This window comes from Haladaptatus ordinarius (genome assembly GCF_054177595.1).
Genome location: NZ_JBPEHH010000027.1, coordinates 24,163 through 49,551, shown reverse-complemented (window position 1 = coordinate 49,551; position 25,389 = coordinate 24,163). Strand labels below are relative to the sequence as shown.

The window sequence follows — 25,389 nt, the reverse complement described above, 5'->3', positions numbered from 1 at the left end:
ATTCGATGAACTGTGCCTCTACGGGTGAAATTCTACCACGTCATTTAATGGAATCGAACGCGAGTTTGTGAGATACGAATCCGATGGTAGTAGATTCTCTCACGACGGCGGTCGCGGTACTGGCGACGGGGCTCGGCCTCGCGTTCACGTACTTCGGCTACTCCGTCGTCACGCGACTCACGTCGTTGATCGGCGGACTCGGCGGTGCCCTGTTGGGAAGTTTCGTCGGACGGACGCTCGTCGCGCCAGCAGCCGGTATCTCCGCACCCGACGTGATACTGATTTCACTGGTCGGTGCCCTCGTCGGCAGTCTCGTCGGGAGTCGCATCGCTCACTCCACGCAGCGATTCGCCATCGTCGCGCTCAGTTTCGCCGTCTCGTCAGCCGTCGCGTACTCGATGCTTGGCAACACCGACCTCCTCCACTCGGTGTCCTCGCTGTCACTCGGTTCCGGAGCCCTCACTCCCGTCTTCGGGTCGGTCGTCGTCGGCGGAATCGTTGGAATCCTGGTCTGGCAGTTCTACCTCCCGTTCTTGGCGGTCGGAACGAGTTTCCTTGGCGCGAGCATACTGCAACGACTCGTGCGCCACTGGAGCGGTTTGCTCCCGGTCTTCCAGTCGGACGTGTGGACGTCTCTCGGGACGAACCCCGCCGTCTGGCTCCTCCTCGTCGGGTCAGGTATCGTCTATCAGTATCGCCGATACCGCAGGTCGAAATCGAGGAGTCGTCTCTCGCGGCTTCACCGACGACGACTTGGTTGACATCCTCTCGCGCCTGAAGACGCGGGAATCCCGAGCGTTGGGATATTAGGGTTTGCAGTCTACCACTTGGTCCCTCGGTGAGAATCCGTGAGACAAGTCATGAAGGTAGACTCCGGGCTGTGCCAACCAGCCGGTACTCCTATCCCCAACCAAATCGGTCGAGGACTTGGAGTTACTTTCTGCTTCGTTGATGTTGAGGCGGATGTTCTCCGCCCCGTTCACGTCCGCGTTGAACGCCGCGTCACACTCTTCGCATACGTACAGACCGCGTTCAATGCGCTGACTGTCGTCTTCTCTACCGCAGACGCAACACGTCTTACTCGTGTCGCGCTCTGAAACGTCTACGACTTCAATTCCTTCGACTTTCGCCTTATACGTGAGATTTTTGGTGAAGCGGTCGAACGCCCAGCCGTGCAAGTCGAGGTTTCCGTGGCGACCCCGGTTCTTCGAGTCGCCGTTCTCATCCTCACGGACACCAGCGAGCTTCCCGATGTTAATACGCCCCACGCCACGCTTGATACACTTCTCTACGATGTGTTTGGCGAGGCTGTGGAAGAAGTGTGCGCGGCGCTCCGACCATTTGCGGTGAAGTCTGGTGGCCTCAGACCCGCCTGATTCGTCGCATTCGGCTATTTCTTTCGGGAAGTAGTAGCCGTCCTGTTTTAGGCGGTTGCCGGGATACAAGTCGGCTTCCTCGGTGCTGTACGCAACCGCCGCGAAGTTACAGATGCCGAGGTCGATGCCAGCCGTCTCAGTACCGGGGGAGTCGGGCGTCTCGACTTCGTGTTTGCACACGAGATGTAGTTCCCAGCGACCATTCGCCTTGTCGTAGACTGCACGGACTTGTTGCAGGTTCTCGACCGTGACACCGGAGCGAGTTTCGTATTCAACAAGGATGTAGTCCCAGTCTCGCGGGTGGTCTTTGTGGTTCGCACCTTTCGAGAGTCTCACTCGGTTGTGCTTGGTGTCGTGACGGATACCTTTCTGTTTCCACGTCACGGTCGAACGCGGGTGTTCTTCGTGGACGCGGTTTCCATCGTCGTCGTAGTAATTGCGTTTGCGGTAGCCGGGCAGATTTGCACGAGAGTCGTTCTTGCGTTTGCCGTACCACGAGTTGAAGGCTTCAGCGAGTTCCTCCAGAATGCGCTGACTGGACTGCGAATGGAGTCCTTTGTATTTTGGATGGGTCTTCAACTCGCGTTTCAAATCAGAATCATCGGGAATCTCGCCCGTGTCATCCCACATTTGGCGGGAGTGATAGTTTGCGACGTTCCACAGTTTCGATGCACTCCATCCGTGCCGGGCGAAAATCCGTGACCACAGTCAAGTGGAGCGGATTTTCGCCCGGTAAGTACGATGGATGTGCATTCGTGAAACGTCTCCATAACGGATTATGGAGCGTCGTATTGTAAAAATTTGGGTTAGAGCATGGAATATCCGGCCGGGCAATCGAACGGTGGTTGGTGTAGAGTAGTGTCGGATTCATCCTGACCCTAAAGGGTCAGGTATTCTCCTCGATTTCGTATAATCCTCTCGCTCGCGGAGAGCCGGGGTACACGTCTCAGAAGAGTTTTCTACCGCCGACGGTGACTGTGACGCTATCGACCGTCTCGCCGTCGAAGTCGACAGCGGTGAGCGTCGACTTCCCCACGGGAAGAAATAGCTTCTTTTTCGTCTGTCCGCTCTGAACCGAGGCCGTATCGAACTCCGAGCCGTCCGAATGAACGACCGTCAGCCCACGGACGCCGAGTTCCGTGGTCGCCGTCGGGGTGAGACTGACTTTCGCCGACACCCGTCCACTCGCCCACGGTTCGCTGACCGAGACGCGCTCGAAGACGGACGAACCGGACAGTCCCGACACGCTCACGGTCGGACTGAGCGTGACACAACCACTGAGTCCTGCGACACTGGCACCGACCGATGCTCCGAGGAGGGACCGCCGGGAGAGCGCCGTCTGGTCGGTTTCGGCTCGCCCGTCGCGTTCGGTTCGCTCGCCTCCCTCCGTTGGTTCGTCCCCCGTCATCGTTGTGAGTCCCTGAGAATCAGCGGCCCGATGGCGAGCGTTCGTTTCGCGACCGTGGCGATACGCAGGATGTACGCGACGAGTAGTAAGAACGGGACGAGCGTGATGGTAAACGCCCCGCTGACGACCAGGAGGATGTTGGTGAAGCCGAACGTCGTGCCGTCGAACGTTCCGCTTCCGACGAACGCGAGCATGCCCCCGGCCACGAACAGTGCCGGAATCGCCGCGTAGAGAATCATCTGTGAGAGGTCGATGAGCGCCCACTGGAAGTAGAGGGTCTTGATGTGTTCGCGTGCAGGCCCGAACATCGACAGCGACGTCTTCAACTGCTCGAACAACCGGTACTGTTCGTCCGTGAGGTCGTCGGCGTAGTCGTCTCGCATCCGTTCGACGTGGAAAATCTTCCACGAGTAGTTGAAATCGAGCGCCGCGAACAGCACGTCGAACGTGCCGAACTTCGCGCCGTCGAGTTCGTCTTTGACCGTCTCCGCGTTGCCGGTCAGACTGTCGATGAACTCGTCCAGTTCCGCACACAACTCTTCGTTTCCGCCCTCGCTGACCGAGTTCCGGAGCGCTGTCGCTCGACTCTCCGTCGTGTCGATTATCTTTCGGAGAAACGTCGACGGGTCGGAGGGCGTCGTGTGTCCGAGCATCTCCCCGACGAAGTTGCGAAAGTCCATCGCTTCACTCATCCGCTGGCGTTGGTCACCGAGCGGGCCGTTCTCCTGGGAGATGACGAGTTGACTGATGGTGACGACCAGCGTCGTCCCGGTGATTATCCCGCCAATCATCGTCGAGAACAGCGTCTCGATGGTGTCCGTCCGTGCGATTTCGGATTTCAGCGGCGGGTAGAGGAACGTCCCGGCGACGACGAACGAGACGAAGAAGATGAACGCGATAGCCCCCGTCACCACGAGACGTCGCGCACCGAGGACGAGCCACAGCTTTACGCGGCTCTCTCCCGCCCGTTCGCGCATCGTGTTCGCGGTACTTATCTCGTTGTCACTCATTCTGCGTCGTCACCCGAGCGTGCCGGTCGCTTGAAGACGAGATATTTCGTTCCACCCCCGACGTATTCGATGGTCTCGACCAGTTCCCACCCGTCTTCCCCGAGGTCGTTCAGGTCGCTGACGGGGTCGATAGACTCCTTCTTCGTCGCCCCCCTGGGCGGCCTGATGGTGTGGTACTCCCACTGTTCGGACGCGTGTTGCATCACGAGTGGTGTTCTACCGCCTCGAAGAAAGAGGGTTGTGGCCCGCAGACGTATCAGTCGTGAACTTTCGTGGTGTTAGAGCCCGAGGAACCCTTCGGCGTTCTCCCACAGAATCTTACGCTGGACGTCCTCGGGGAAGTCGAGTTCTTCGAACTGGTTCAGCCACTTCTGCGGACGAATCATCGGGTAGTCGGTGCCGAACATCACCTTGTCCTGCAACAGGGTTCGCGCGTAGTGGAGCACCTGGTCGTCGATGTACTTCGGCAACCAGCCCGAGAGGTCCATGTAAACGTTGCCCTTCTGCTGGCAGATGGCGAGTTGCTCCTGTTCCCACGGGAAGGCGGGGTGTGCGATGAGAATCTGGAGGTCTGGGTGTTCTGCGGCGACGTCGTCGATGAGCATTGGATTGCCGTACTTTATTTTCAGCCCTCTGCCACCGGGCGCGCCCGCACCGAGCGTGGAGTTGCCGCCGTGGAAGACGACCGGAACCCCGAGGTCTTCGATGGTCGAGAACAGTTCCTCGTGTTCGGGGGCGCTCGGGTCGAATCCCTGTGCGATCTGCTGGAACTTGAACCCGGAGAGGTCGAGGTCTTCGACGACGCGCTCTGCCTCCTCGACGCAGTCGTCTTTCAGCGGGTCGACGCTCCCGAACCCGACGAAGAAATCCGAATACTCGTCGCGTATCTCGGCGACGTAGTCGTTCGGCACGGGGGGATTTCCGGTGTTTGTCTCGGCGTCCCACCCGAGCAACACCGTCTTGCCGATTCCGGCTTCGTGGTACTCGGAGACGAGCGAGTCGTAGGTGTCCGTCTCCATTTTCGCGCCGAACTTGTTCGCGGCGTCCTCCATCATCTGCCCGCCGGCGTCCTCCAGGAACTCCTTCGTCGGCTGGTGGGCGTGGGTGTCGATGATTCGCGGTTCGTCTTCGTCTGCGAGGATGTCGATTGGCATACGTGACCGTTCTCGCATCGTCATTAAAAAGATAGGCAACACGACCTCACGTCCTTCAGCTGCTCTACATTTGTGAAATATAATTTTAATAAATTATATATGAACTAATTTTATAAATAAAATCGTCGAAGGTGGTTATTATGCCGAATCCCACTGATAAATCAATTTCCGAGGCCCCTACGGTCGGTCGGCGGTCGTATCTGAAACTGGCAAGCGGGTCGCTGATATCTGGTGCAACACTTGGCGGTGCCGCATCGACGGCGACCGGCGCGCAATCCGGTGACGATGTAACTTCCCAAACCGTGACGACTGACGATTTCCAGTTCGATACCGTATACAACGTCGTTGACGACCTCGGAATGGACCCGACAGGTGGAGAACCGATCGACGATATCCTCGAGGACAACATCCAGAACAATACGAAACTGGAGTTCCCACAGGGCGAGTTCCTCGTCACCGACTTCACGTTCGACTTCGGTAATGGACTTCACGATTTCGGCATGGTCGGCATCGACCCGGGTGCGACCATCGTTCTCGATACGGCAGATGACGTTACGCCGAGTTCCGGTGCGATGTGGCTATCACTCGGCGGAAAAGATTCGTCCAACCTCCTCTACGAGGGCCTGAGACACGATGTCGGCGGCGCTTCGGAAGCGCCGAGAATGCAACTCATCGTCGACGACGGACTGCTCGTCCGGGACGTTCTCCATCGCGGGAGTCACGACGGTTCGCGAGGGCCGTTTTTGTTCGGTGTCCGAACGCCGTCCGGACGCGGGCTCGTGAAGAACCTCCGCGCGCCCGACGGTGCGCCCGACGGGAGCGGAGCCGTCGGAACCTTCGTCGAGATGAACACGACGGGCGAATTGAAGTTCCGGAACTGTCACCTGGAGGGGTTTCCGAACAACGGTCTCTATCAGTCGAGCAAAAGTACCGGACCCGTCCGTGTTATCGGCGGATGCTACCAGAACAACAACATCTCGAACGTCCGCCTCGCCGGCGCGGGAAGCGAGGTCCGGGACTGTTGTGTAACCGTGGACACGCCCCACTCCGACGACTCGTTTCCCACGAACATGCGGGGAATCTGGCTGTTCGCACGCGATACCACGGTTGCGAACTGCGAGGTGAACCTCACCGCGGATACGGTTAGCGACGGCGGCATCGTCATCGTCGGAGGCGGAACACACCAAATATGCGACGCTCGGATTCGAGTCGACACCGACGAGACGGCGGCGATGTATGCTGTGCAACCGGACACGGCTCCGGCACCAGTTCGGTGTGTAAACGTACAAGTGACCGGAAATGCCTCGCACACGTCAGGCGGGTATCCCGGAAGCGCCGCGCTCCGTGCCTACGGTCGTCCGGACTCGGTGTTTAAATCCTGCTGTATCGAGCAGACCGGCTCCGGTCGCGACGGAATCTTGCTACAGTACTGCGATGGAAGTCGCGTCGTGGACAGTTCGTTCGACGTAACCGGAGACCGCATCGTACTCGATAACTCCAGCAACGTCGTTCGTCGGCGTAACGAAACCGGCGCGTCATGTTCGCCGCCATCGTGTTCGTACTCTCCGACGACGGTGGTCGATGGATTCGAGGATGGCACTCTCACGGAGTACACGTTCGACCGCGGCGAATCGGGGGCGAGCATCGTTTCGTCGCCGACAAAAGGGGGAACGAACGCCCTCGAAATCGCCGGGACGAACACGGAACTGGTAAGCACATCGGGTCTACCGACGTATCCGAAGGCAGGGAACTCGTTTAGCTACTGGATTCGCGGCGACGGCGGAGCGAAGGACAGCAACCTTTCGTACGGTGTACAGGGGCCGGACAACCGATATTTCGTCCGCGTCGATATCGCCAACAACGACCTCATTCTGTTCCGGTACAAGGACGAAACGGCCTATCGACTTGACTCGGATTCGACGGGATACACCCTCTCGCAGGGTTCGTGGTACGAACTCGTCGTAGACTGGAGTGCGAACGGCGACCACATGGTGACGCTCCGCGATGGGGGCGGAAATCGTATCGCTCGCGTCTCGGCGACCGATTTGGCGTGGGTGGACGGTGGGGTCGGTTACGATGCGTATCTCGGATGTGGGGAGCGCTTCTACGTGGACAGCGTAGAGATACGATGATCACCTGAGCCAAAAACCGTCACGATTCGACGTTCTATTTTCGGTTGTGAGGTCCGGTGTAGTTCATTCGTTGTGCCCCACCCAGCCGTATAATCCGTTCGATGAGAGTGACTCGACGTGAGCGAACGTACCAAACAGCAGGAGGAGTATGCTCACGTCGATAGAGGGCTCGAAGCGGTCAAAAACGCATCTATCGATTTCTGACCCGAAATGTCCGGGTTCGACCGTTCACTCGCGGCGCTTGATGAGGAACTTCATGTCGCCCTCGAAGACGACGGTGTCCTCCTGGTTGGTCATCGTGGTGTCGATGACGACGAGGCCGGAGTCCTCGCGACTGGAGAGTTCTTTCGTCTCGGTGACCTCCATGTCGAGCGAGATTGAGTCGTCCATGTAGACGGGCGCGGGAATGTCCATGTAGTTCATACCGAGGAACGCGAGGACGGTGCGCTCTAGGAATCCACACCGGTAGACGAACCCGGTGGCGAGCGAGAACGTCATCGGGCCGTGGGCGACGCGTTCGCCGAAGTACTCGTCTTCGGCGTAGTGTTTGTTCGTGTGGAGTTCCGTCCAGTCGCCCGTGAACGCCGAGTGCATCACGAAGTCGTACTCGGTGACGGTTCGACCGACGCTCTCGAACGTCTGTCCCTCCTCGAAGTCCTCGAAGTAGTGGGGTTCGTAGCTGTACGGCATACGAAAACCCACTCGGGTAGAATATAAGTAACTACTGCACAGACCCGATTTATGGCTGATATCCCAGACGACCGACGCGAGAAAATCGCCGCCGACCCCTTCTGTGCGACGCTCGGAATCGAACTCACGGACCTCGGGCCGGGCAGTGCGCGAACCGAACTCGACGTCTCCGAGGACCTGCTGAACTTCCACGGGACGCCCCACGGCGGGGCCGTCTACTCGTTGGCGGACGCGGCGTTCGCGGCGGCGTCCAATTCGGAGGGTGAGACGGCGCTCGCGCTGGAGACGAACGTCTCGTATCTGGCGGCGGCGGACGTCGACGAGACGCTCGTCGCAGTCGCAGAACGGGAACACGAGAGTCGGAGCACTGCGTCGTACCGGGTAGACGTGACCGCCGACGACGAGCGAGTCGCCATCTTCCGCGGTCGCGTGTACAAACCTTGACAAGTGCTATCTCAGGACCTTATACGCTGAATAGGCGCAATACCACGGCCTTTAGGCCGTGGATACGCGCCGCTACTGAGTGACACATTCCACCGATACCGACAGGGTCGGATATTCCACGCCAAACCCAGCCATTAATTATCTCTGTCTCATAATGTGTTATGAACACAGTCCGATGCTGGAGACAACCCGCACATACGTCGCCAAAATTACGAACCACAGTCAGGTTCATCGACCTCGACCAGTGCGGGTTCTCCGCCTCGAAACTGTGGAACGTCGGCCGCTACTACATCCAACAACGGTGGGATGGTGATGGCGAAATCCCCGATGACGGCGAACTGAAATCGGAGTTGAAAGCCCACGAACGCTACAGTGACCTGCATTCTCAGTCAAGTCAGCGAGTTCTCGAAGAACTTGCTGAAGCGTTCACCGGCTGGTACAACTCCGATGACGGCAACAACCCACCCGGCTACCGGAAACGTGGCGACCGACACCCGCGTTCCACCGTCACGTGGAAACAAAAGGGAATCAAACACGACGAGAAACACGGTCAACTTCGCCTCTCGAAAGGCTTCAACCTGAAAGAGTCACGGTCAGACTTCATCCTCGCGGAGTACGAAACCCCCCCGACGTACAAGTCGAAAACATCCAGCAAGTACGTACCGTCTGGAACGGCGACCGGTAGGAACTCCACTTCGTCTGCAAGAAAGAAATTCCTGTTGGGGACGCGCCCGGCGACAAGACGGTGGGTATCGACCTCGGCATCAGCAACTACCTCGCCATCGACTACAAAGATGGCGCAGGTGAGCTGTATCCGGGGAACGTGCTGAAAGAAGACAAGCATTACTTCACCCGCGAGGAGTACCAGACCGAAGGCGAGAACGGCCCGTCGAAGCAGGCGTTGAAGGCTCGTCGGAAGCTCTCCCGACGTAAAGACCACTTTCTCCACACCCTCTCGAAACACATCGTGCAACGGTGTGTCAAAGAAGGGGTGGAGAAGATCGCGGTTGGCGACCTCAGCGACATTCGAGAGGACGACGATGGAGAGTCTCGGAATTGGAGTGCATCGGGGAACAAGAAACTCCACGGCTGGGAGTTCAACCGCTTCACGAATCTGCTTGAATACAAGGCCGAAGAACACGGTATCCTCGTTGACCGCGTAGATGAGGAGAACACGAGCAAGACGTGTTCGTGTTGCGGGCAGATTCGTGACAGCAACCGTGTGGAGCGCGGTCTGTACGTCTGTTCATCGTGCGAGACGACGATGAACGCAGATCGTCCTGCTCGGCATCCTGTTACTTCTCGACACGATAGGGGTGGCCGATACGACGATGCTACTCGACTACGTTCCGACGCTGTTCGTCCTCGTAGGCCTCTACGCGCTCGTCACCAGTAGATTCCACAACGTCGCCGGCCCCCTCGTCGTCATCGCCATCGCAGGCGCGTGGCAACTCGTAGCCCTCGACGTCGTGGCCGGAGCGGACGTCGTACAGTTCTGGCCCATCCTGCTCATCGTCTTCGGTCTGTCGGTCATCCTCGGTCGGATGCAAAACCGGGTCGAGAGAGTCGAAGGCGAGTACGTCAGCACGCTCGCTATCTTCGGCGGCCGCGACCAGCGAGTGACCGCTCGACCGTTCGTCGGCGGTGACCTGACCGCGTTGTTCGGCGGGGTCGAACTCGACCTCCGAGACGCGACGCTCGAAAACCGTCCCGTCCACGTAACCGCGAACGCCCTGTTCGGCGTCGTCGACGTCGTCGTCCCGCGCGAGTGGAACGTCGATGTCGACGTGCTCCCGGTGTTCGGCGGTGCCGGTGACGAACGCGCGCGCAGTGAGAAACGACACGGCGAAATCGATCTCGTCGTGACCGGATTCGCGGCGTTCGGTGCCGTCGAAGTGTCCGACTGACCGACGAACTGGCGTCACGGGTTACCACCGCCGGCACCCCGACGTCGACACCGACTTCGTATTCTTTGTGAATTTTCCACCTCTCTCCTATACTATATTCAGAAATATGAGAGTAGACCCTGCGATTTATGGCCTATCAGTAAGAGTCGTGGAGTATGAACGTAAGTCCCACACCGTGGACTCCGTCGTTCCTGTACACGGGGGACAGTCAGATCACCCGGCGAAACGTCGTCCTTCCACTCTCGGACGGAACGGCCGACGACCGGGTGATAAACTTCGCCGCGAGCCTCGCGAACGAGATGGATGGTGACTTGATTCTCGTTAACGCCGTCGTCCGACCGTCCGGAGTGGCTATCGACCACTCTGAAGAGGTGCTGGACGAACATCGAACCGTCGCACAGCAACTCTTGCAAACGTCGCTCGACCCGTCGACGAAAGTCGAGGCACGGAGTACGGTCCGAACGGGGCGGACGTTCTCCGCTGTCGTTCGGGAGGCAAGCAAGCAGTTTTCGGCTGGGGCTATCGTTCTCGACGATTCCACCCCGAACACTCCGTTCAGACGAGACGCTACCATGCGCATCGTCGGGAGCGTCGACTGTGACGTCATCACCGTCGGTGGAAACCACACGTCGTCTACCGTCTCTTCGCTGCTCGTTCCCATCGCCGGTGGTTCCCACTCGGGACTGGCGGTCGACGTGGCTCGAAAGGTGGCCAACGCACACGAGGCGTGGGTCGAACTCCTCCACGTCGTGACCGAAGACGCTGGAGACAGAGCCCGCGCCGAGGCCGAAGAGTACGTCGCCGCCGGGCGCGAGCGACTCGGCGAGTTCGACGACGTGGATACGTGGGTGCTCGAAGCCGACGACGTTGCCAAAACCATTGTCGAACAGTCCCGCTACTACGACGTGACGGTAATCGGTGCGCCACAGAAAAACAGGCTCAAAGAGTTCGTGTTCGGTTCGACCACCGACGACGTTCGAACGGGAGCACACAACACCGTCGTCACCGTCGAACGACCGCACAAACGAGATTCGCTCCTCGGTGGGTGGCTCTAATCCCGGTTGCCGGTTCGCGCCTCGGCGTATTCGCCACGTCGGTGCCCCTCGACGTGAACCGTCACTCCCGGTGGTCGAACACGCGCTTTACCTTCCCGACCTCGGTTCGCTCGACCACACCGGGACCGACCACCTCGATTTCGTCCGGTTTCACGTCCAGCGTCTCTTCGATCTCTGCTCGGATGCGCGTTTCCAGTTCGTCGTGGGTGCCCTCGTAATCCTCGTGGTACTCGACGGTGAGTTCTATGCGGTCTAAGTTGCCTCGCCGGTAGAGGTCGATGCGATAGTGGGGTGCGACGTTCTCCAAGTCGACCATCACCTCCTCTATCTGGCTCGGATAGACGTTCACGCCGCGAACGATGAGCAAGTCGTCCGTCCGCCCGGTGACGTTGTCCATCCGAACCGCAGTGCGCCCACAGCCACACGTCTCGTAGTTCAGCGAGGTCATGTCGCCGGTTCGGTACCGCAGCACCGGGAGTGCCTCTTTCGTCAAACTCGTGAGGACGAGTTCACCTTCTTCGCCCTCCGGAAGCACCTCGCCCGTGTCCGGGTCGACGATTTCGGGGTAGAAGTGGTCTTCCCAGACGTGGAGGCCCTCCTGTACCTCGGCACACTCGATGGAGACGCCCGGCCCGATTATCTCAGAGAGACCGTACACGTCTACGGCGGTCACGTCGAGTGCTTCCTCGATCTCCTCGCGCATCGGGTCGGTGAACGGTTCCGCGCCGATGACGACCGTCGAGAGCGGGAGGTCGCGCGGGTCGATACCGCGTTCTTCGGCCGCCTCCGCGAGATAGAGACAGTAGGAGGGCGTACAGGCGAGAACGTCGCTCTCCAAATCCTGGAGCATGTCAATCTGCCGGGCGGTGTTGCCCCCACCGACCGGAATGACGCACGCACCGAGTTCTTCGACACCGTCGTGGAAGCCGAGTCCGCCGGTGAACAGCCCGTACCCGTAGGCATTCTGGACAACGTGACCGGGTTCGACATCCGCGGCGACGAGCGAACGAGCCATCACGTCACGCCAGACGCCAAGGTCCCCCTCCGTGTACGAGACGATTTTCGGCTTTCCGGTCGTCCCCGAGGAGGCGTGGATGCGCCGCACGTCCTCGTGTGGAACTGCGAACAGTCCGTCCGGGTACTCGTCGCGAAAGTCCTCTTTCGTCGTGAACGGGAGTTTCGAGATGTCGTCGACGCCGTCGATGTCGTCCGGAGAAACGCCAGCCTCGTCCAGGACGTTCCGGTAGTACGGAACGTTCTCGTAGACGCGGGCGACCGTTTCGGACAGTCGCTCGTCTTGAAGTGCTTGCAGTTCGTCCCGAGACGCAATCTCGGTGTCACTGTATGGCATGCTGTTGAACGATTCGAAGGGCGGTGTCAAAACTGTTACCCGCCACTCGCTCGAACGACGGCCACTCTCTTGCGGTGGGTGTGGGTCGCTAGTCACGACACTCGACTGAACGTTTATCCCGTTTCGCGTTGCACATCGAACGCATGATAACTCTCTCGGAACGACTCCTGTGGGGTCGCTCGGAGCACAGAGCACGCCACTGGTCGGTCTACGTCGGTGGGTTCGGTGGGGTCGTGTTCGTTCTCTCGCTCGCGATGCTGTTCGGTGATGGATGGGGCTCACGTCTGGCGTCCAACCTGTTTCCGGTCGCGTTCTTTTACGCGCCGCCGGTCGTCGCAGCACTCAGTGGTTTTCGGGGTGGCGGGTTGCTCGTGAGCCTCGCCGTCGGTCTGATGCCTGCGATTCTGTTCGGCGTCGTAGCGCTCGTTTGGCGAGGCGTGGCTGGCACCGGTGCCGGGGACGGACCGCTCTGGGGACTGCTGGTCGCGTTCGGCATCATCGGCGTCGGTGGCGCTGTCGTCGGATTCGCCGTCGGATGGGGTGGAGTGCGACTGCTCAGACGCTGAGTGTGTGTGTGTGTGTGCTCACTTCCTGACCGCCGAGGTACTGGTGACCGACACCCGAACGCGAGCGGTCGTCCGTTCGTCCACGACCGCGACGCCCGACAGAGTCACGCTCCGACGAGCCGTCCGCGCTCCTTTGTCGCTCACGGAGACACCAAAAAATAGCTCCCTCCCGTCGGTCGCTCGCGGAATTACGGAAAATTCGAGGCGAAAGCCTCGCCCTTCAGGGCAGAGATGAAGCCGACCAACAGTATTCAACCGCCGACGATGGCACTGACGAGGTTCCAACGCAATCTTTACACCGTCTGACGGTGATAGTATGCATAGATGGTGAAGAGTACCCGTCATGCGCAATACGAACTTTACTATCACATAGTGTTCGTGCCGAAATCTGGCGGGACCGAAAGTCCCGCTGACCTCGCGGAACAGGGTTCCGCTCAGTATCGGGGTTCGCACCTGACGGGGAAGACGAAGGAACGTCTCGAAACCATCTTCACGGAAATCTGTGAGGACAAAGGCCTCGAACTGGCCGAGTCCGAGGTCATGACCGACCACGTACACCTGTTCATCGGGAGTCCACCGAAGAACGCCCCGTCCCTCATCGTCAACTGGGTGAAGGGCATCTCGGCGCGGAAGTATAACCAGCGGTACGACGACCGCGTGAAGTGGACTCGTTCGTACTACGTCGGAACGGCGGGAAGCACCTCGAAGGGCACTGTCGAACGCTACATCGCTGCACAGGAAGGTGGCGACGAATGAAGCGCGTCAATACCTTCGAGGTCGTGCCACAGACCGAGAACGACAAAGAGTGCATTCTACGGCTACTTGACGCCTCCGCCTCCTTGTGGAACGAACTGACCTATAAAAATCGTCAGAACTACTTCGGAGACGGCGACGTGTAGGACACCTCCGAGTACCGAGGGCGCTACAACGGTGTCGTCGGAAGCGCGACCGTCCGACAGGTCACGCGCAAGAACAGCGAAGCGTGGCGGTCGTTCTTCGCCCTCAAGGAGAACGGCGAGTACGCCAACCCTCCGTCGTACTGGGGCAACGAGGAGGACGGACGCGAACTCCGCACCTATATTCGGTGCAACCAGTACACGATTCAGTGGGGCAAGCGAAGCTGCCTCGAAATCCCCGTCGGGCAAGAACTGAAAGACGACTACGGATTCGGCTACCACGAACGACTCCGCCTCAAAGTCCGAGGCACCCCGAAGTGGGACGGCAAACAGGGTCGTCTGGAACTTGAGTACGACGAGGTTAGCGACACGTTCAGGGCTTTCCAACCAGTCACCGTCGATGATTCTCGACTGGATTCACCACTGGCTTCCCACGAAGCCGCCCTCGACGTTGGCGCAAACAATCTCGTCGCCTGTTCCACGACCACTGGGAACCAGTACCTCTACGACGGTCGGGAGTTGTTCGGACGGTTCCGCGAGACGACCGACGAAATCGCCCGCCTACAGTCGAAACTCCGAGAGGGACGCTACAGTTCCAAACGGATTCGACGGCTGTACCGACAGCGGACGAAGCGCCGTGACCACGCACAGAACGCACTGGTGCGCGATCTCGTTGAACGACTCTACGAGGAAGGCGTGGCGACGGTGTAGGTGGGCGACTTGACTGACGTGCTGGAAACGCACTGGTCGGTCAGGGTGAACGAGAAGACGCACAACTTCTGGGCGTTCAAGAAGTTCATCCACCGTCTCGCGTGTGTCTGTGAAGAGTACGGCATCTCTCTCGAAGCCGAGTCGGAAGCGTGGACGAGTCAGACGTGTCCCGAGTGTGGCGACCACGACGCGACGATTCGCCACGAGGATACGCTGACGTGTCCGTGTGGATTCGAGGGCCACGCTGACCGCATGGCGTCTGAGACGTTCCTTCGAGAAAACAGCGATTGCGAACTCAGGCCGATGGCACGGCCCGTGCGATTCGAGTGGGACGACCACGAGTGGTCGGGGAAACCCACCCTCACGAAAGTCCCAAAGAAGTGCGCACGAACCCGCAAGTTGCCTCCGTGGGTCGGTAGCCGAACCCCCAACGGAGGAATCCTCGCGCTTTAGCGCGGGGAGGATGTCAATCTTGCTGTGCGTCCACGACCGCGACGCCCGCCAGATTCACGATGTCCTTGACCTCGTCGCCGCGCTGGAGGACGTGGACCGGCTTGCCCATGCCGACGAGCATCGGGCCGATGGCCTCCGCGCCGCCGAGACGCTGGAGGAGTTTGTAGCCGATGTTGCCCGCTTCCAAGTTCGGGAAGACCAGCACGTTCGCCGGTTCCTCCAGGTCCGAGAACTCGTACGTTCCGTTCAGTATCTCCTCGACGACGGCGGTGTCGGCCTGCATCTCGCCGTCGACCGGGAAGTCGATTTCGGGGTCGTTCCGGAGTCGTTTCGCGGCCTCGCGGGGCTTTCGGGTGCCTTCGTTGTCGACGCTTCCGAAGTTGGAGTACGAGAGGAGCGCGGCACGCGGTTCGACGTTGAACCGACGAGCGAGTTTGGCGGTCTGGCTCGTCACCTCGGTCAACACGTCCTCGTCGGGAGCCTGATTCACGGTCGCGTCGGCGATGAAGACGACGCGATTCTTGAACGTGAGCAGGTAGACGCCGGCGGCGTAGTCCACGTCCGGCGCGGTGCCGATGACCTGCAGTGGCGGTCGGAGCGCCGAGGGGTAGTGGTGGGTGAGGCCGGTGAGCATCGCGTCGGCGTCGCCCTGTTCGACCATCACGCTGCCGAAGTAGTTGGTGTCTTTCTCGATGCGGTCGCCCGCTTCGCTCCGGGTGAGGCCCTTTCGTTTACGGAGTTCGTACAGGCGTTCGGCGTACCCTTCGTAGTCGCCGTTTTTCGGGTCGACCACCTCGGGGTCGAAGTCGAGTCCGAGGTCTGCCGCCGTCGCACCGATTTCCTCGCGGTCACCGATGAGCACGGGTTCCGCGATGCCCTGCTCTCCCAGTTGGTACGCCGCGCGAATCATCTTCTCGTCGGTACCTTCCGCGAGCGCCACGCGCTTGGGGTCGCTTTTGGCCTTGTTCAGGACGACGCGCATCATCTCGCGAGACTTGCCGAGACGCGCTTCGAGCGTCTCGACGTACGCGTCTGTGTCGAGTTCGCTCCGGGCCACGCCGGTCTCCATCGCCGCCTCCGCGACCGCCGGCGCGACCTCGAACAGCACGCGGGGGTCGAGCGGTTTCGGGATGATGTACTCTGGGCCGAACTGGAGCGGTTGGTCGCCGTAGGCTTTGACAACGGCGTCGGGCACGTCCTTCTTGGCGAGTTCTGCGAGCGCGCGTGCGGAGGCGATTTTCATCTCCTCGTTGATGTCGCTCGCGCGCACGTCTAACGCCCCTCGGAAGATGAACGGGAACCCGAGAACGTTGTTCACCATGTTCGGGTAGTCGGAGCGGCCGGTCGCCATGATGACCGTGTCGTCGCGGGCGTTTTTCGCCGTCTCGTAGTCGATTTCCGGGTCGGGGTTCGCCATGGCGAAGATTATCGGGTCGGCCGCCATCGAGCGAACCATCTCCTCGCTGACGATGTCCGCCACGGAGAGGCCGACGAACACGTCTGCGCCCTCCATCGCCGTCGCGAGGTCGCCTTCGGGGATGTCGCGGGCGAACTCGGTTTTGTACTCGTTCACGTCGCCGTGTTGAGCGCGGTTCTCGGTGATGATTCCCGAGGAATCACACATGATGATGTTCTCCTTTCGCGCTCCGAGCGAGACGTAGAATCGGGCCGTCGCAATCGCACTCGCACCGGCACCGGAGAAGACGATTTTCAGGTCTTCTAACTCCTTCCCGTTGATTTCGGCGGCGTTGAGGAGGGCGGCCCCGCTGATGATGGCGGTACCGTGCTGGTCGTCGTGGAAGACGGGGATGTCCATCTCCTCACGCAGTCGCTCTTCGATTTCGAAACACTCCGGCGCTTTGATGTCCTCGAGGTTGATACCGCCGAAGGTGGGTTCCATCGCGCTGACGGTTCGAGTCAGGTCGTCGACATCGTGCTGGTCGAGTTCGATGTCGAACACGTCGATGTCGGCGAATCGCTTGAACAGGACGCCTTTCCCCTCCATGACGGGTTTCGACGCCTGCGCGCCGATGTCGCCGAGACCGAGCACGGCCGTCCCGTTCGACACTACTCCCACGAGATTCCCTTTCGCGGTGTAGGAGTATGCTTTCCTGGGGTCTTCGGCAATCTCCTCGCAGGGTGTAGCCACGCCGGGCGAGTACGCGAGGCTCAGGTCGCGTTGTGTGTTCGTCGGTTTCGTCGTCGATATTTCGATTTTTCCCGGTGGGTCGCTCCGGTGATAGTCGAGAGAGTCCTCTTCGAGTCCCATGTCCGGTACGTCCCTGTGCTCCTGTAAAAAGGTATCCGAACCCGTCGAATTTGCGTTCGACGTTCGTCGAAATCAGCGTTCGAGGATGGCTGGCCGTGACAACGTCCGCTGGTGACCGACCGCAGACACGGTGTTCGTCGGCCAACGACCCGTTTCGGTGAGTGGTTCGAATCCGTCTTCGGAGACGAGAACGGTTCCTTCGCTCTTTGCGCCCCGGACTGTCGGGTTCCACGCGAACGCCATCGGGAGGCGAATTTCGTCGTTCGTCGTCGGCGTGGCTATCCACTCGCGTCCGGCGTAGCCCGCCGCACCTCCCTGATGGTGACACTGCCACTCGCCTTCGAAGCCGACCCGCTTGTAGGCAGATTGAATCGCTTCGAACACGGCACTTCCCGTCCCTCCGTTGGTTCCGACCTGCCGGGTCGCGGCGAGCGCCGTCGTCTCGACTCTGCTCGCCGCTCGATGGCGCGTTTCGAGCCACTCCGGCGGGTCGAAGGCGACGGTTCGCGTGAGACTGGCGTGGAGTCCCGCCCGCTCCGCGGTGACCGACACCAGCACGTACTCACCGAGTTCGGTAGCCGTCGGTGTGTAGTGGCGGTACCGCCGGGCGCGCTCGCCTCCCCCCACGAGAACCACTGGCGTCTCGATACCCTGTGAACCGAGCGCACCCCGAATCGCAGACGCCACCTCGCGCTCCGTGTCGTCGGGGTCCAGTTCGCGACAGACGGCTTCGACCGCCACCGCGGTTTCGGTGCCGAGTTCCCGGTAGGCCGCGACGTCCTCGTCGGTGAGGGGCTGGCGCAGTGGTGAGGCGTCGACCGACTCGAAGCCGGGAACGTCGAAGTCGGCCGCGGCGGGCGTCACCGCTCGTTCGGCGACGGCTTCCGCGAGCGTCCTCTCGTACCACTCGTATTCGGAGACGGCGACACCGTCGGGTAGTTCTTCCTCGCGGAGGCGCGGACCCTCGATGGTGTCGGTGACGAGTCGAACTGCGTCACCGTCGTACCCCACTGCCGCGACCCCTACGTCTCCCTCCCGGTCGACGACGTTGTTCCCGCCGGTGAGCCACGCGAAGGAGTTGGGGCGTGCGAACCAGACGGACTGGAGGTCACGCGCGTCGAGGAGAGCGTCGAGGCGTTCCAGTTTTGTCATGTTTCCAGCGTCGCCCGCCGTTCCCTTGAAAGACCGGTTTCGGTCGAAATCTGCCGTCCGTCTCGTCCCCGTGAAAGTCACGTTCCACAAAACTTATTACTGGCTTACAAGTACGTGAGGTCATTCCACCAGTCTCGCCCCCTGGTGGTCTCGCAGTACTGCACGGTTCCCGCTGAAAGCGGCACCAACACTACCGTTCTCACTCTCGGGGAAAGTCGGACAGACCTAAATACACCGCCTCCTAACTGCCGGGAAAGGGGATTCCTGTGATACGACACGACGAGGTGCGTGCCTGATGGGAACGCGATTTCGGCGATTCGCCGCATTCACGACCAGTCTGACGTTCGCTCTCATTCTGCTCGGCGTCTACACCGCCGCCGCAGGGGCTGGATTGTCCTGTAGCGCCCAGTGGCCGTTCTGTGACGGTGGGTTGCTTCCGAAAACCATCCCGAGTTTCATCGAGTGGTTCCACCGCCTCGTGGCGATGGTGACCGGCTTTTTCATCCTCGGAACGACCTACGGCGCGTGGAAGTACACCGAGAGCACCCGAATCCGAGCGGCGACGACCATCGCGCTGGTCGTCCTCCCGGTTCAGATTCTGCTCGGTGGCGCGACCGTCCTCGTGTACGGTCCCGTCGTCCAGGTGGCCCACCACGCGGCTGCGATGACGATATTCGCCGCCCTGCTGGCGGCCACGTTGTGGCTGTACGAAGAACCCCGCCGACCCGAAACGGCCGCGGCCGAATCGACGAGCGGCTACCCGTCTGACGACTAACACGAATCGGCGAAAGTTTTAGCGGACCCCTCCGAGCAACCGATAGTAGCTTTCTATACGACGATTGACTATGTGAGTATCGGGGGAAAATCGAAATGCACAGACGAACCTTTCTCAAGGGGAGTACCGGAGCTATCGCTGGCCTGACGGTCGCGGGAGCCGTGAATGCACAAGACGGTGGCGTAATCAGAATTGGGTCGGACATCCCGTATCGACCGTTCGAGTACAGAACGACAGGTGGGGAGCTCGTCGGGTTCGACGTAGACATCGCCGAGGCGATTTTCCAGGGCCAACTGAACCGGAACTACGAGTTCGTCCAGACGAGTTTCGACACCATCATCCCGAGTCTCAACAACGGGAACTTCCGCGTCATCATGAGCGCGATGACCATCAACGAGGAACGAGAACAGCAGGTCGATTTCTCCGACCCGTACTTTACGGCGTATCAGACGATTCTCGTGTTGCGAGACAGTGACATCAACGAAGTCGCAGATCTGCGAGGAACGACGGTCGCGGTTCAGAAGGGCACGACCGGTGAAGCGGCGGCAGAGGAGTTGAAACAGGAGTTCAACGGCAACCTCACTATCGACAGCTACGACCAGATTCCCGGCGCGTTTTCCGCACTCGGCAACAATCAGGCCGCCGCAGTCATCAACGACAACACGGTCAGTGCCGAGTTCGCCAACCAGAACGAGAACGTCGTCTTCCTCGAAGCGGAGGAAGACTCCGCGGCGACGGGCGAAGACGCGCCACCGTATCACACGCTCACCGTTGAGGAATACGGTATCGCGTTCCGGCAGGACGACGACCAGTTCCGCCAGCAGGTCAACGACGCGCTGGCAACGATTCAGGAGGATGGAACCTACGACGAAATCTACTCAGAATACTTCCAGCCAGTAGAAGGAACCGACGGAGGCACGACGACCAGTGGCTAATCGCCACAGGAGGACGTGATGGCCGAGACGTACACCGACGAGAGAGGTATCGAACGTGCAACGGAGACCGACGAGGGATTGCTGACTGACCGGCGCGTCAAGTGGGTCGGGATGGCGGTTGCGGGCGTCTTCGCGACAGGAATCGCCATCTTCCTCTATCTCATCCTCGCGGATTTCGTGAACTACGACCTGCTGGTCGAAATCCTGCCGCAATTCGCCGAGGCATTGGTTCTCGTCTTGCAGATAATCCTGATTGCAGGCGCGCTCTCGCTCTTTTTCGGCGTCCTCGTCGGATTGGGGCGCGTCTCCAACACGACGTTTACGCAGGCGATTGCGACGATGTACGTCGAGTTCTTCCGAGGAACTCCCCTGCTGTTCCAACTGTTCGTCATCTACCTCGGCGTCCCGGCGTTCTGGCCGCCCGGCGAGTTCCCGCTTCAAAACTGGAGTTTCGCCGCCGCCATCATCGGCCTGACGCTGAACCACACCGCCTACATCGGCGAGGCAGTGAAAGGCGGCATCAACTCCGTCGCCGAGGGACAGACCGAGGCGGCGCGGTCGCTCGGCATGTCGTACATCGACTCGATGCGTTTCGTTATCCTGCCCCAAGCGTGGCGGAACGCGCTGGCGGCCATCGGTAACGACCTCGTGATTCTCGTCAAGGACACGTCGCTGTTGACGGTGCTGGCGATTCCCGAACTCATCAGCGTCTTCCGGAACGTCAACAGCACGACGTTCGACGCGTGGACGCCCATCGTGGTCGTCTCCATCGCGTATCTCGTCATCACGCTGCCGCTCGGCAAACTCGTCCGGACGATGGAAGAGCGCACCATGTGGGGGTCGGAACGATGAGCGTGCCGGAGGTCGAGTTCGACGACGTGGACAAGTACTTCGGCGAGACGCACGTCCTGAAGGACGTCTCGCTTTCGGTCGACGACGGTGAGGTTGTTGTCGTCATCGGTCCGAGCGGGAGCGGGAAATCGACGCTCCTTCGGTGTGCGAACCGACTCGAAGAGATTCAGGACGGCGACATCCGTATCGAGGGAGAATCCATCGCCGACCCGGAGGTGGACGTAAACCAACTCCGCCAGCGCATCGGGATGGTGTTCCAGAGCTTCAACCTCTTCCCGCACAAGACGGCCCTGGAGAACGTCGCGCTCGGACCGGATGTCGTCAAGGGGATTCCGAAGGAGAAAGCCCAACAGTGGGCGAAGGCGATGTTAGACCGGGTGGGATTGGCAGACCAGGCCGACTCCTATCCGAATCAGCTCTCGGGCGGCCAGCAACAGCGAGTCGCCATCGCACGGGCGCTTGCGATGGACCCGAGCGTCATGCTGTTCGACGAGGTGACGAGCGCGTTAGACCCGGAACTGGTCGGCGAGGTGCTCGAAGTGATGCGCGATTTGGCGGACGAAGGGATGACCATGCTCGTCGTCACGCACGAGATGGGATTCGCCCGCGAGGTAGGCGACCGGGTCGTGTTGATGTCGGAGGGGCGCATCGTGGAGTCGGGACCGCCGGTCGAGTTCTTCGCCAATCCCGAGACTGAGCGTGCGAGACAATTTCTCACACGAGTCAATTAGAGTATAAGTTTTTCATTGCAACGTGTTAGTTTCGAAATTGCCATAACCAATATATAGGTCTACTTGGGAAACATGGTATGGCACTCGATGGCATCAATGCAGGCATCTGGTCGATAATTCCAGCATTACTGGCAATTAGTCTCGCGTGGCACTCACGTGATGCTATTATCGGCCTGTTCGTCGGCGTCGCCAGCGCTGGCGCGGTCTACGGCGCGTTGAAACCCGCCTCAGCGGGTGTTCCGAAGGACATGATCGGTAGCACGTCTGGAACCGTACTCGGAGCGATATTCGGGTTGAAACACGTCCCGACGCTCATCGCAACCGCACCTCTCTTCTCCGATTCGTGGTACGTCGAAAACGTCTTGCTCGCCATCTTCGCTATCGGTGGCATGATCGGTCTGATGATTCGTTCCGGGGCGATTCAGGGCGTCCTCGAAGCACTCGTGTCCCGAGCAGACTCCCCCGAAGACGCGGAGAAGGCGGCGTTTCTGGCAGGCATCGCGATTCACATCGACGACTACTTCAACTGTCTGGTGGTCGGCTCGATGATGCGCCCGCTGACGGACAAGTACAACGTCTCGCGGGCCAAACTCGCCTACTACGTGGACAGTGCCGGGAGTCCGGCGGCCCGCCTCGCGTTCTACTCGACGTGGGGCGTCGCACTCATCGGCTTCATCGGCGGTGGTATCGAACAGGCCGCGAAACAACAGATTCTCCCCGCCCACATGAGCGGCTTCGTCAACACGGGCGGGCAGGAGGTGACGGCCGTGACCGACCAGATCTGGCCGCTATTCTTCAACAGCCTCGTCTTCGGCTTCTACTCCTGGACGGCGCTCATCATCGCGGGACTGGTCGCGTGGCAGGTCTTCCCCAACATCTTCGACATGGGAGAAGAAGAGACGCGAGCACGCAGCGGCGGCGGCGTGGTCGGCGAGGACGACGACCCGATGATTTCCCGCGAGATGGACGAGTACGAGATGTCGGAGACGGCGACCGCCGACTGGCGCAACTTCGCCATCCCCATCGGGACGATGATCCTCGTCGGTCTCGGCGCGATGTTCTGGCGCGGCAGTCCCGTCATCTCCGCGCCGCAGATGAGCACATTGTTCTCGCTCGGTGGCTACGAACTCATCCTCCCGGCGGGCGGCAAGTGGTCGTTCAACATCGGCGGCGTCAAACTCGGTCTCGCCTCCTTCGCGGCGCTCATCGTCGCGTTCGTCCTCTATCGCCTGAAGGGCGACATCCCGAGCAACAAGGATGCGACGGACGCGATGGTTCGCGGATTCAAGGGTATCCTGCTCGCGGCAGTCATCCTGATGTTCGCCAGTTCCATCCAGAACGCGGTGACGGTGCTCGGCATCGCCAACTTCGTCACCGACTGGTTCGCTGGCGTTCCCCCCGCCCTCGTCCCCGTCGCGCTGTTCCTCGTCACCAGCGGCGTGAGCTTCTCCGATGGCAGTTCGTGGGCGACCTACGGCATCATGTTCCCCATCGCCATCCCGGTGGCCTTCTCGACCGGTGCGAACCTTCCGCTCGTCCTCGGGGCGGTGTTTAGCGGCGGTATCTTTGGCGACCACAGTTCACCCATCAGCGACACGACCGTGCTGGCCTCCTCGACGAGTGGCAGTGACCACCTCGTTCACGTCAGAACCCAGATTCCCTACGCGATCATCTGTGCGACCATCGCGGGAACGCTGTTCCTCCTGCTCGGATTCGTGCTTCCGGAAGGCTTCCGCGTCTTCCCGTACTGAATTCGAGGTTCGTTTTCGATCTGGAGGTGGATTCGCTGTGACTGCTGAAGCTTGAGCTACATTCTACCCAGGGGTCGACTAAGATAGCGGTTGGTTTATCGTGACTACTGCTGCTTGAGCAAAGTCACACCTGCGGAAGAGTTCCGCTCTTCCGTGGCCGAGGAAATCTCCGATTTCCTCCGGCCCTCACTCGGTCACCGTCGAAAGTCATCCATCAACTCCGACGACATCTCCAGCACAAACTAGTATAAATCAGTACGTATCAGTACAAAATAAAACTCGGCTCACATGAAGTCGCCGAGACCAGACTGGCCGTCGTCCGACTGGGCTTCGTCTTCAGCTTTCGCGGTTTCCGGTTCTTCGATCTCCGGTTCGTCGTCCGATTCATCGTCACCTGATTCTCCGTCGCCCGACTCGTCGGACGCGAAACTGCCTTCGAAAGCGCCGCCCGAGTGCTCGACGGCGGCTTTCTCCTTCCGCTCTCGTGCGTCTTCGACGATTCGCTGGACTTTCTTCGTGTCCTTTCCGCTGCCGGTGACGAACGCGACGTGCTTTTCGTCCATGTCGTAGCGTGCCGCCATCGCCACGGTCAACTCCCGATTCTTGCAGTGGTGGGTCATCTCCGCGAGGTAGGGGATGACCTCTCGTCGGGCCGTGCTCATGCTGATGCCGCTCTGTTCGGCTATCTTCCGGGCGATGTAGTCTCGCGTGTCGCGGGTCCCCCGTGAACTCCCGAGCTTTCGCCAGTAACTCGGCGGGCCGTAGCGCGTCCACCCGCCCTTCTTGCCGCGACGAGCGGCGGCGACGCCGGCGGTCATGTTGTCGCTCGCGTAGCGCCAGAAGCGATAGTTCTGCGTGGCGCGCACCCGTCCCAGCCAGCGGTCGGCGTTCGCCATGTAGCCGTAGGCGTCGGCGAGTTCACCACCTTCGTAGTCTTTCGGCACGTTGTCCTCGATCCAGTTGAGCAGGTTGTCCGGCGTCTCGTCCACGTCGTACGAGGCTTTCAGCGCGCCCTCTGCGTCCTCTTTCTTGATGAGGTCGTCGAGAAAGTCGAAGATACCGCTCGTCGTGTCGCGTTGGCTCGTCACCACGTCCGCCTCGGTGAGGTGGCCGTTCGTTTCGGCGGCCGCCTGGAGGTCGTTCACTGCAGAGCGGAGGTCGCCGCTGTCGTTTTCCGCGATGGCCTCCAGTGCGGCGGGTTCGTACTCGACGTTCTCCTGTCGGCAGATGTCACGGAGGACGGGCGTGATACTCCGCGATGACACGTCCCGAAACTCGATGGTCTCGCAGGCGTTTCGAAGGGAGTTCGACATGTCGTAGAACTCGTTTGCGATGAGCAGGAGTGGTTGACTCGCCGACTTCACGACCTCGGTGATCGCCCGTGAGCCACCTCGGTCGGCGTTGTGTGTCAGATTGTCGGCTTCGTCCAGAATGACGAGTCGCCTGCCCGCAGTCCCGTCCGTCAGCGTCCCGCTTTTCGCCGCCTCACCCGCGACACGCTTGATGACGTCGCCGGTCCGCTGGTCGCTCGCGTTCAACTCGATGGTCGGCCAGCCCATGTCGCTCGCCAGCGCGTGGGCCGCCGACGTCTTCCCGACGCCGGGGCTTCCGTGGACGATGACGGCGTCCCCGTGTTCCTTCCACGTCTCGGCCCACTCGCGCAGTTTGTCCCGGGCCTTGTCGTTCCCCCGAACTTCCGACAGCGTGCTCGGGCGATACTTCTCCGTCCAGTCGGTCATTACTGGTGGTAGGAACGAACGGCGTTTAGTGG

23 protein-coding genes and 2 pseudogenes are annotated in these 25,389 nt (G+C 60.4%); 14 read left to right on the top strand and 11 right to left on the bottom strand.

The genetic code is table 11. The features are described from left to right. The first annotated feature begins 83 nt into the window (after nt 1-83). Complete coding sequence (locus tag ACR3FF_RS11890) at nt 84-761, top strand: hypothetical protein (protein ID WP_458188241.1); 678 nt, start codon at nt 84-86, stop codon at nt 759-761. 45 nt (nt 762-806) lie between these two features. On the opposite strand, the gene ACR3FF_RS11885 is transcribed toward ACR3FF_RS11890, so the two are convergent. The 5 genes from ACR3FF_RS11885 to ACR3FF_RS11865 all read right to left on the bottom strand — a co-directional run bounded on the left by ACR3FF_RS11885 (nt 807) and on the right by ACR3FF_RS11865 (nt 4,948). After that, entirely contained in the window at nt 807-2,084 is a 1,278-nt protein-coding gene (locus tag ACR3FF_RS11885; RefSeq protein WP_458188252.1) for an RNA-guided endonuclease InsQ/TnpB family protein, read from the bottom strand. 238 nt (nt 2,085-2,322) lie between these two features. Then, nucleotides 2,323-2,784: a twin-arginine translocation signal domain-containing protein gene (locus ACR3FF_RS11880; RefSeq protein WP_458188240.1), complete on the bottom strand. Its 462-nt coding sequence runs from the start codon at nt 2,782-2,784 to the stop codon at nt 2,323-2,325. After that, complete coding sequence (locus ACR3FF_RS11875; protein WP_458188239.1) at nt 2,781-3,794, bottom strand: DUF7972 family membrane protein; 1,014 nt, start codon at nt 3,792-3,794, stop codon at nt 2,781-2,783. Before ACR3FF_RS11875 ends, ACR3FF_RS11880 begins: the two co-directional genes overlap by 4 nt. Then, a complete protein-coding gene (locus ACR3FF_RS11870) occupies nt 3,791-3,997 on the bottom strand; it encodes a DUF4177 domain-containing protein (RefSeq protein ID WP_458188237.1) in 207 nt (68 codons plus the stop codon). The genes ACR3FF_RS11875 and ACR3FF_RS11870 overlap by 4 nt, the downstream gene beginning before the upstream one ends. Nucleotides 3,998-4,072: 75 nt before the next feature. After that, a complete protein-coding gene (locus ACR3FF_RS11865; RefSeq protein ID WP_458188236.1) occupies nt 4,073-4,948 on the bottom strand; it encodes an amidohydrolase family protein in 876 nt (291 codons plus the stop codon). Nucleotides 4,949-5,088: 140 nt separating this feature from the next. Between ACR3FF_RS11865 and ACR3FF_RS11860 the strand changes: the two genes are divergently transcribed. After that, a complete protein-coding gene (locus ACR3FF_RS11860) occupies nt 5,089-7,080 on the top strand; it encodes a hypothetical protein (RefSeq protein WP_458188235.1) in 1,992 nt (663 codons plus the stop codon). Nucleotides 7,081-7,308: 228 nt separating this feature from the next. Here the strand turns inward: ACR3FF_RS11860 and ACR3FF_RS11855 are convergent, their stop codons facing one another. Continuing rightward, entirely contained in the window at nt 7,309-7,770 is a 462-nt protein-coding gene (locus ACR3FF_RS11855; RefSeq protein ID WP_458188234.1) for a MaoC/PaaZ C-terminal domain-containing protein, read from the bottom strand. A 51-nt stretch (nt 7,771-7,821) separates the two neighbouring features. On the opposite strand from ACR3FF_RS11855, the gene paaI reads away from it, so the two are divergent. From paaI to ACR3FF_RS11835, 4 genes and pseudogenes are all read left to right on the top strand, one after another. After that, nucleotides 7,822-8,214 (top strand): hydroxyphenylacetyl-CoA thioesterase PaaI, encoded by a 393-nt coding sequence (gene paaI / locus ACR3FF_RS11850; RefSeq protein WP_458188233.1) that lies wholly within the window; start codon nt 7,822-7,824, stop codon nt 8,212-8,214. A gap of 175 nt (nt 8,215-8,389) precedes the next feature. Next, nucleotides 8,390-9,490 (top strand): annotated as a pseudogene (locus ACR3FF_RS11845) (RNA-guided endonuclease InsQ/TnpB family protein); the annotation flags it as partial. Between the two features lie 55 nt (nt 9,491-9,545). Beyond that, complete coding sequence (locus ACR3FF_RS11840; RefSeq protein WP_458188232.1) at nt 9,546-10,121, top strand: LiaF transmembrane domain-containing protein; 576 nt, start codon at nt 9,546-9,548, stop codon at nt 10,119-10,121. Between the two features lie 155 nt (nt 10,122-10,276). Then, a complete protein-coding gene (locus ACR3FF_RS11835) occupies nt 10,277-11,176 on the top strand; it encodes a universal stress protein (protein WP_458188231.1) in 900 nt (299 codons plus the stop codon). A 61-nt stretch (nt 11,177-11,237) separates the two neighbouring features. On the opposite strand, the gene paaK is transcribed toward ACR3FF_RS11835, so the two are convergent. Next, on the bottom strand, nt 11,238-12,527 hold the full coding sequence (gene paaK / locus ACR3FF_RS11830) for a phenylacetate--CoA ligase PaaK (protein WP_458188230.1): 1,290 nt from the start codon (nt 12,525-12,527) through the stop codon (nt 11,238-11,240). Nucleotides 12,528-12,670: 143 nt separating this feature from the next. On the opposite strand from paaK, the gene ACR3FF_RS11825 reads away from it, so the two are divergent. Then, the gene (locus tag ACR3FF_RS11825; RefSeq protein WP_458188229.1) at nt 12,671-13,093 is read left to right on the top strand and encodes a hypothetical protein; all 423 of its coding nucleotides are present in this window, start codon (nt 12,671-12,673) and stop codon (nt 13,091-13,093) included. 18 nt (nt 13,094-13,111) lie between these two features. On the opposite strand, the gene ACR3FF_RS11820 is transcribed toward ACR3FF_RS11825, so the two are convergent. Continuing rightward, nucleotides 13,112-13,237, bottom strand: a complete 126-nt coding sequence (locus tag ACR3FF_RS11820; RefSeq protein ID WP_458188228.1) for a hypothetical protein — start codon at nt 13,235-13,237, stop codon at nt 13,112-13,114. 180 nt (nt 13,238-13,417) lie between these two features. Here ACR3FF_RS11820 and tnpA point away from each other — a divergent pair, with 180 nt between their 5' ends. Both tnpA and ACR3FF_RS11810 read left to right on the top strand, forming a co-directional pair. Continuing rightward, entirely contained in the window at nt 13,418-13,849 is a 432-nt protein-coding gene (tnpA, locus tag ACR3FF_RS11815; protein WP_458188227.1) for an IS200/IS605 family transposase, read from the top strand. Further along, nucleotides 13,846-15,119: pseudogene (locus tag ACR3FF_RS11810) on the top strand (RNA-guided endonuclease InsQ/TnpB family protein). Before tnpA ends, ACR3FF_RS11810 begins: the two are co-directional and overlap by 4 nt. Nucleotides 15,120-15,166: 47 nt before the next feature. Here the strand turns inward: ACR3FF_RS11810 and ACR3FF_RS11805 are convergent. Further along, nucleotides 15,167-17,422: an NADP-dependent malic enzyme gene (locus ACR3FF_RS11805; RefSeq protein ID WP_458188226.1), complete on the bottom strand. Its 2,256-nt coding sequence runs from the start codon at nt 17,420-17,422 to the stop codon at nt 15,167-15,169. Nucleotides 17,423-17,494: 72 nt separating this feature from the next. Then, on the bottom strand, nt 17,495-18,574 hold the full coding sequence (locus ACR3FF_RS11800; RefSeq protein WP_458188224.1) for a M24 family metallopeptidase: 1,080 nt from the start codon (nt 18,572-18,574) through the stop codon (nt 17,495-17,497). 295 nt (nt 18,575-18,869) lie between these two features. Between ACR3FF_RS11800 and ACR3FF_RS11795 the strand changes: the two genes are divergently transcribed. The 5 genes from ACR3FF_RS11795 (at nt 18,870) to ACR3FF_RS11775 (ending at nt 23,618) form a co-directional block, all read left to right on the top strand. Continuing rightward, nucleotides 18,870-19,349 carry a COX15/CtaA family protein gene (locus tag ACR3FF_RS11795; RefSeq protein WP_458188223.1) on the top strand — a complete coding sequence of 160 codons (480 nt, stop codon included), beginning with the start codon at nt 18,870-18,872 and terminating at the stop codon, nt 19,347-19,349. Between the two features lie 95 nt (nt 19,350-19,444). Beyond that, nucleotides 19,445-20,284 (top strand): transporter substrate-binding domain-containing protein, encoded by an 840-nt coding sequence (locus ACR3FF_RS11790; RefSeq protein WP_458188222.1) that lies wholly within the window; start codon nt 19,445-19,447, stop codon nt 20,282-20,284. An 18-nt stretch (nt 20,285-20,302) separates the two neighbouring features. Then, nucleotides 20,303-21,136 carry an amino acid ABC transporter permease gene (locus ACR3FF_RS11785; protein ID WP_458188221.1) on the top strand — a complete coding sequence of 278 codons (834 nt, stop codon included), beginning with the start codon at nt 20,303-20,305 and terminating at the stop codon, nt 21,134-21,136. Continuing rightward, entirely contained in the window at nt 21,133-21,867 is a 735-nt protein-coding gene (locus tag ACR3FF_RS11780; protein ID WP_458188220.1) for an amino acid ABC transporter ATP-binding protein, read from the top strand. The genes ACR3FF_RS11785 and ACR3FF_RS11780 overlap by 4 nt, the downstream gene beginning before the upstream one ends. A 77-nt stretch (nt 21,868-21,944) precedes the next feature. Beyond that, complete coding sequence (locus ACR3FF_RS11775) at nt 21,945-23,618, top strand: Na+/H+ antiporter NhaC family protein (RefSeq protein ID WP_458188219.1); 1,674 nt, start codon at nt 21,945-21,947, stop codon at nt 23,616-23,618. Between the two features lie 284 nt (nt 23,619-23,902). Here the strand turns inward: ACR3FF_RS11775 and ACR3FF_RS11770 are convergent, their stop codons facing one another. Continuing rightward, complete coding sequence (locus ACR3FF_RS11770; protein WP_458188218.1) at nt 23,903-25,357, bottom strand: replication factor C large subunit; 1,455 nt, start codon at nt 25,355-25,357, stop codon at nt 23,903-23,905. Nucleotides 25,358-25,389: the final 32 nt, after the last annotated feature.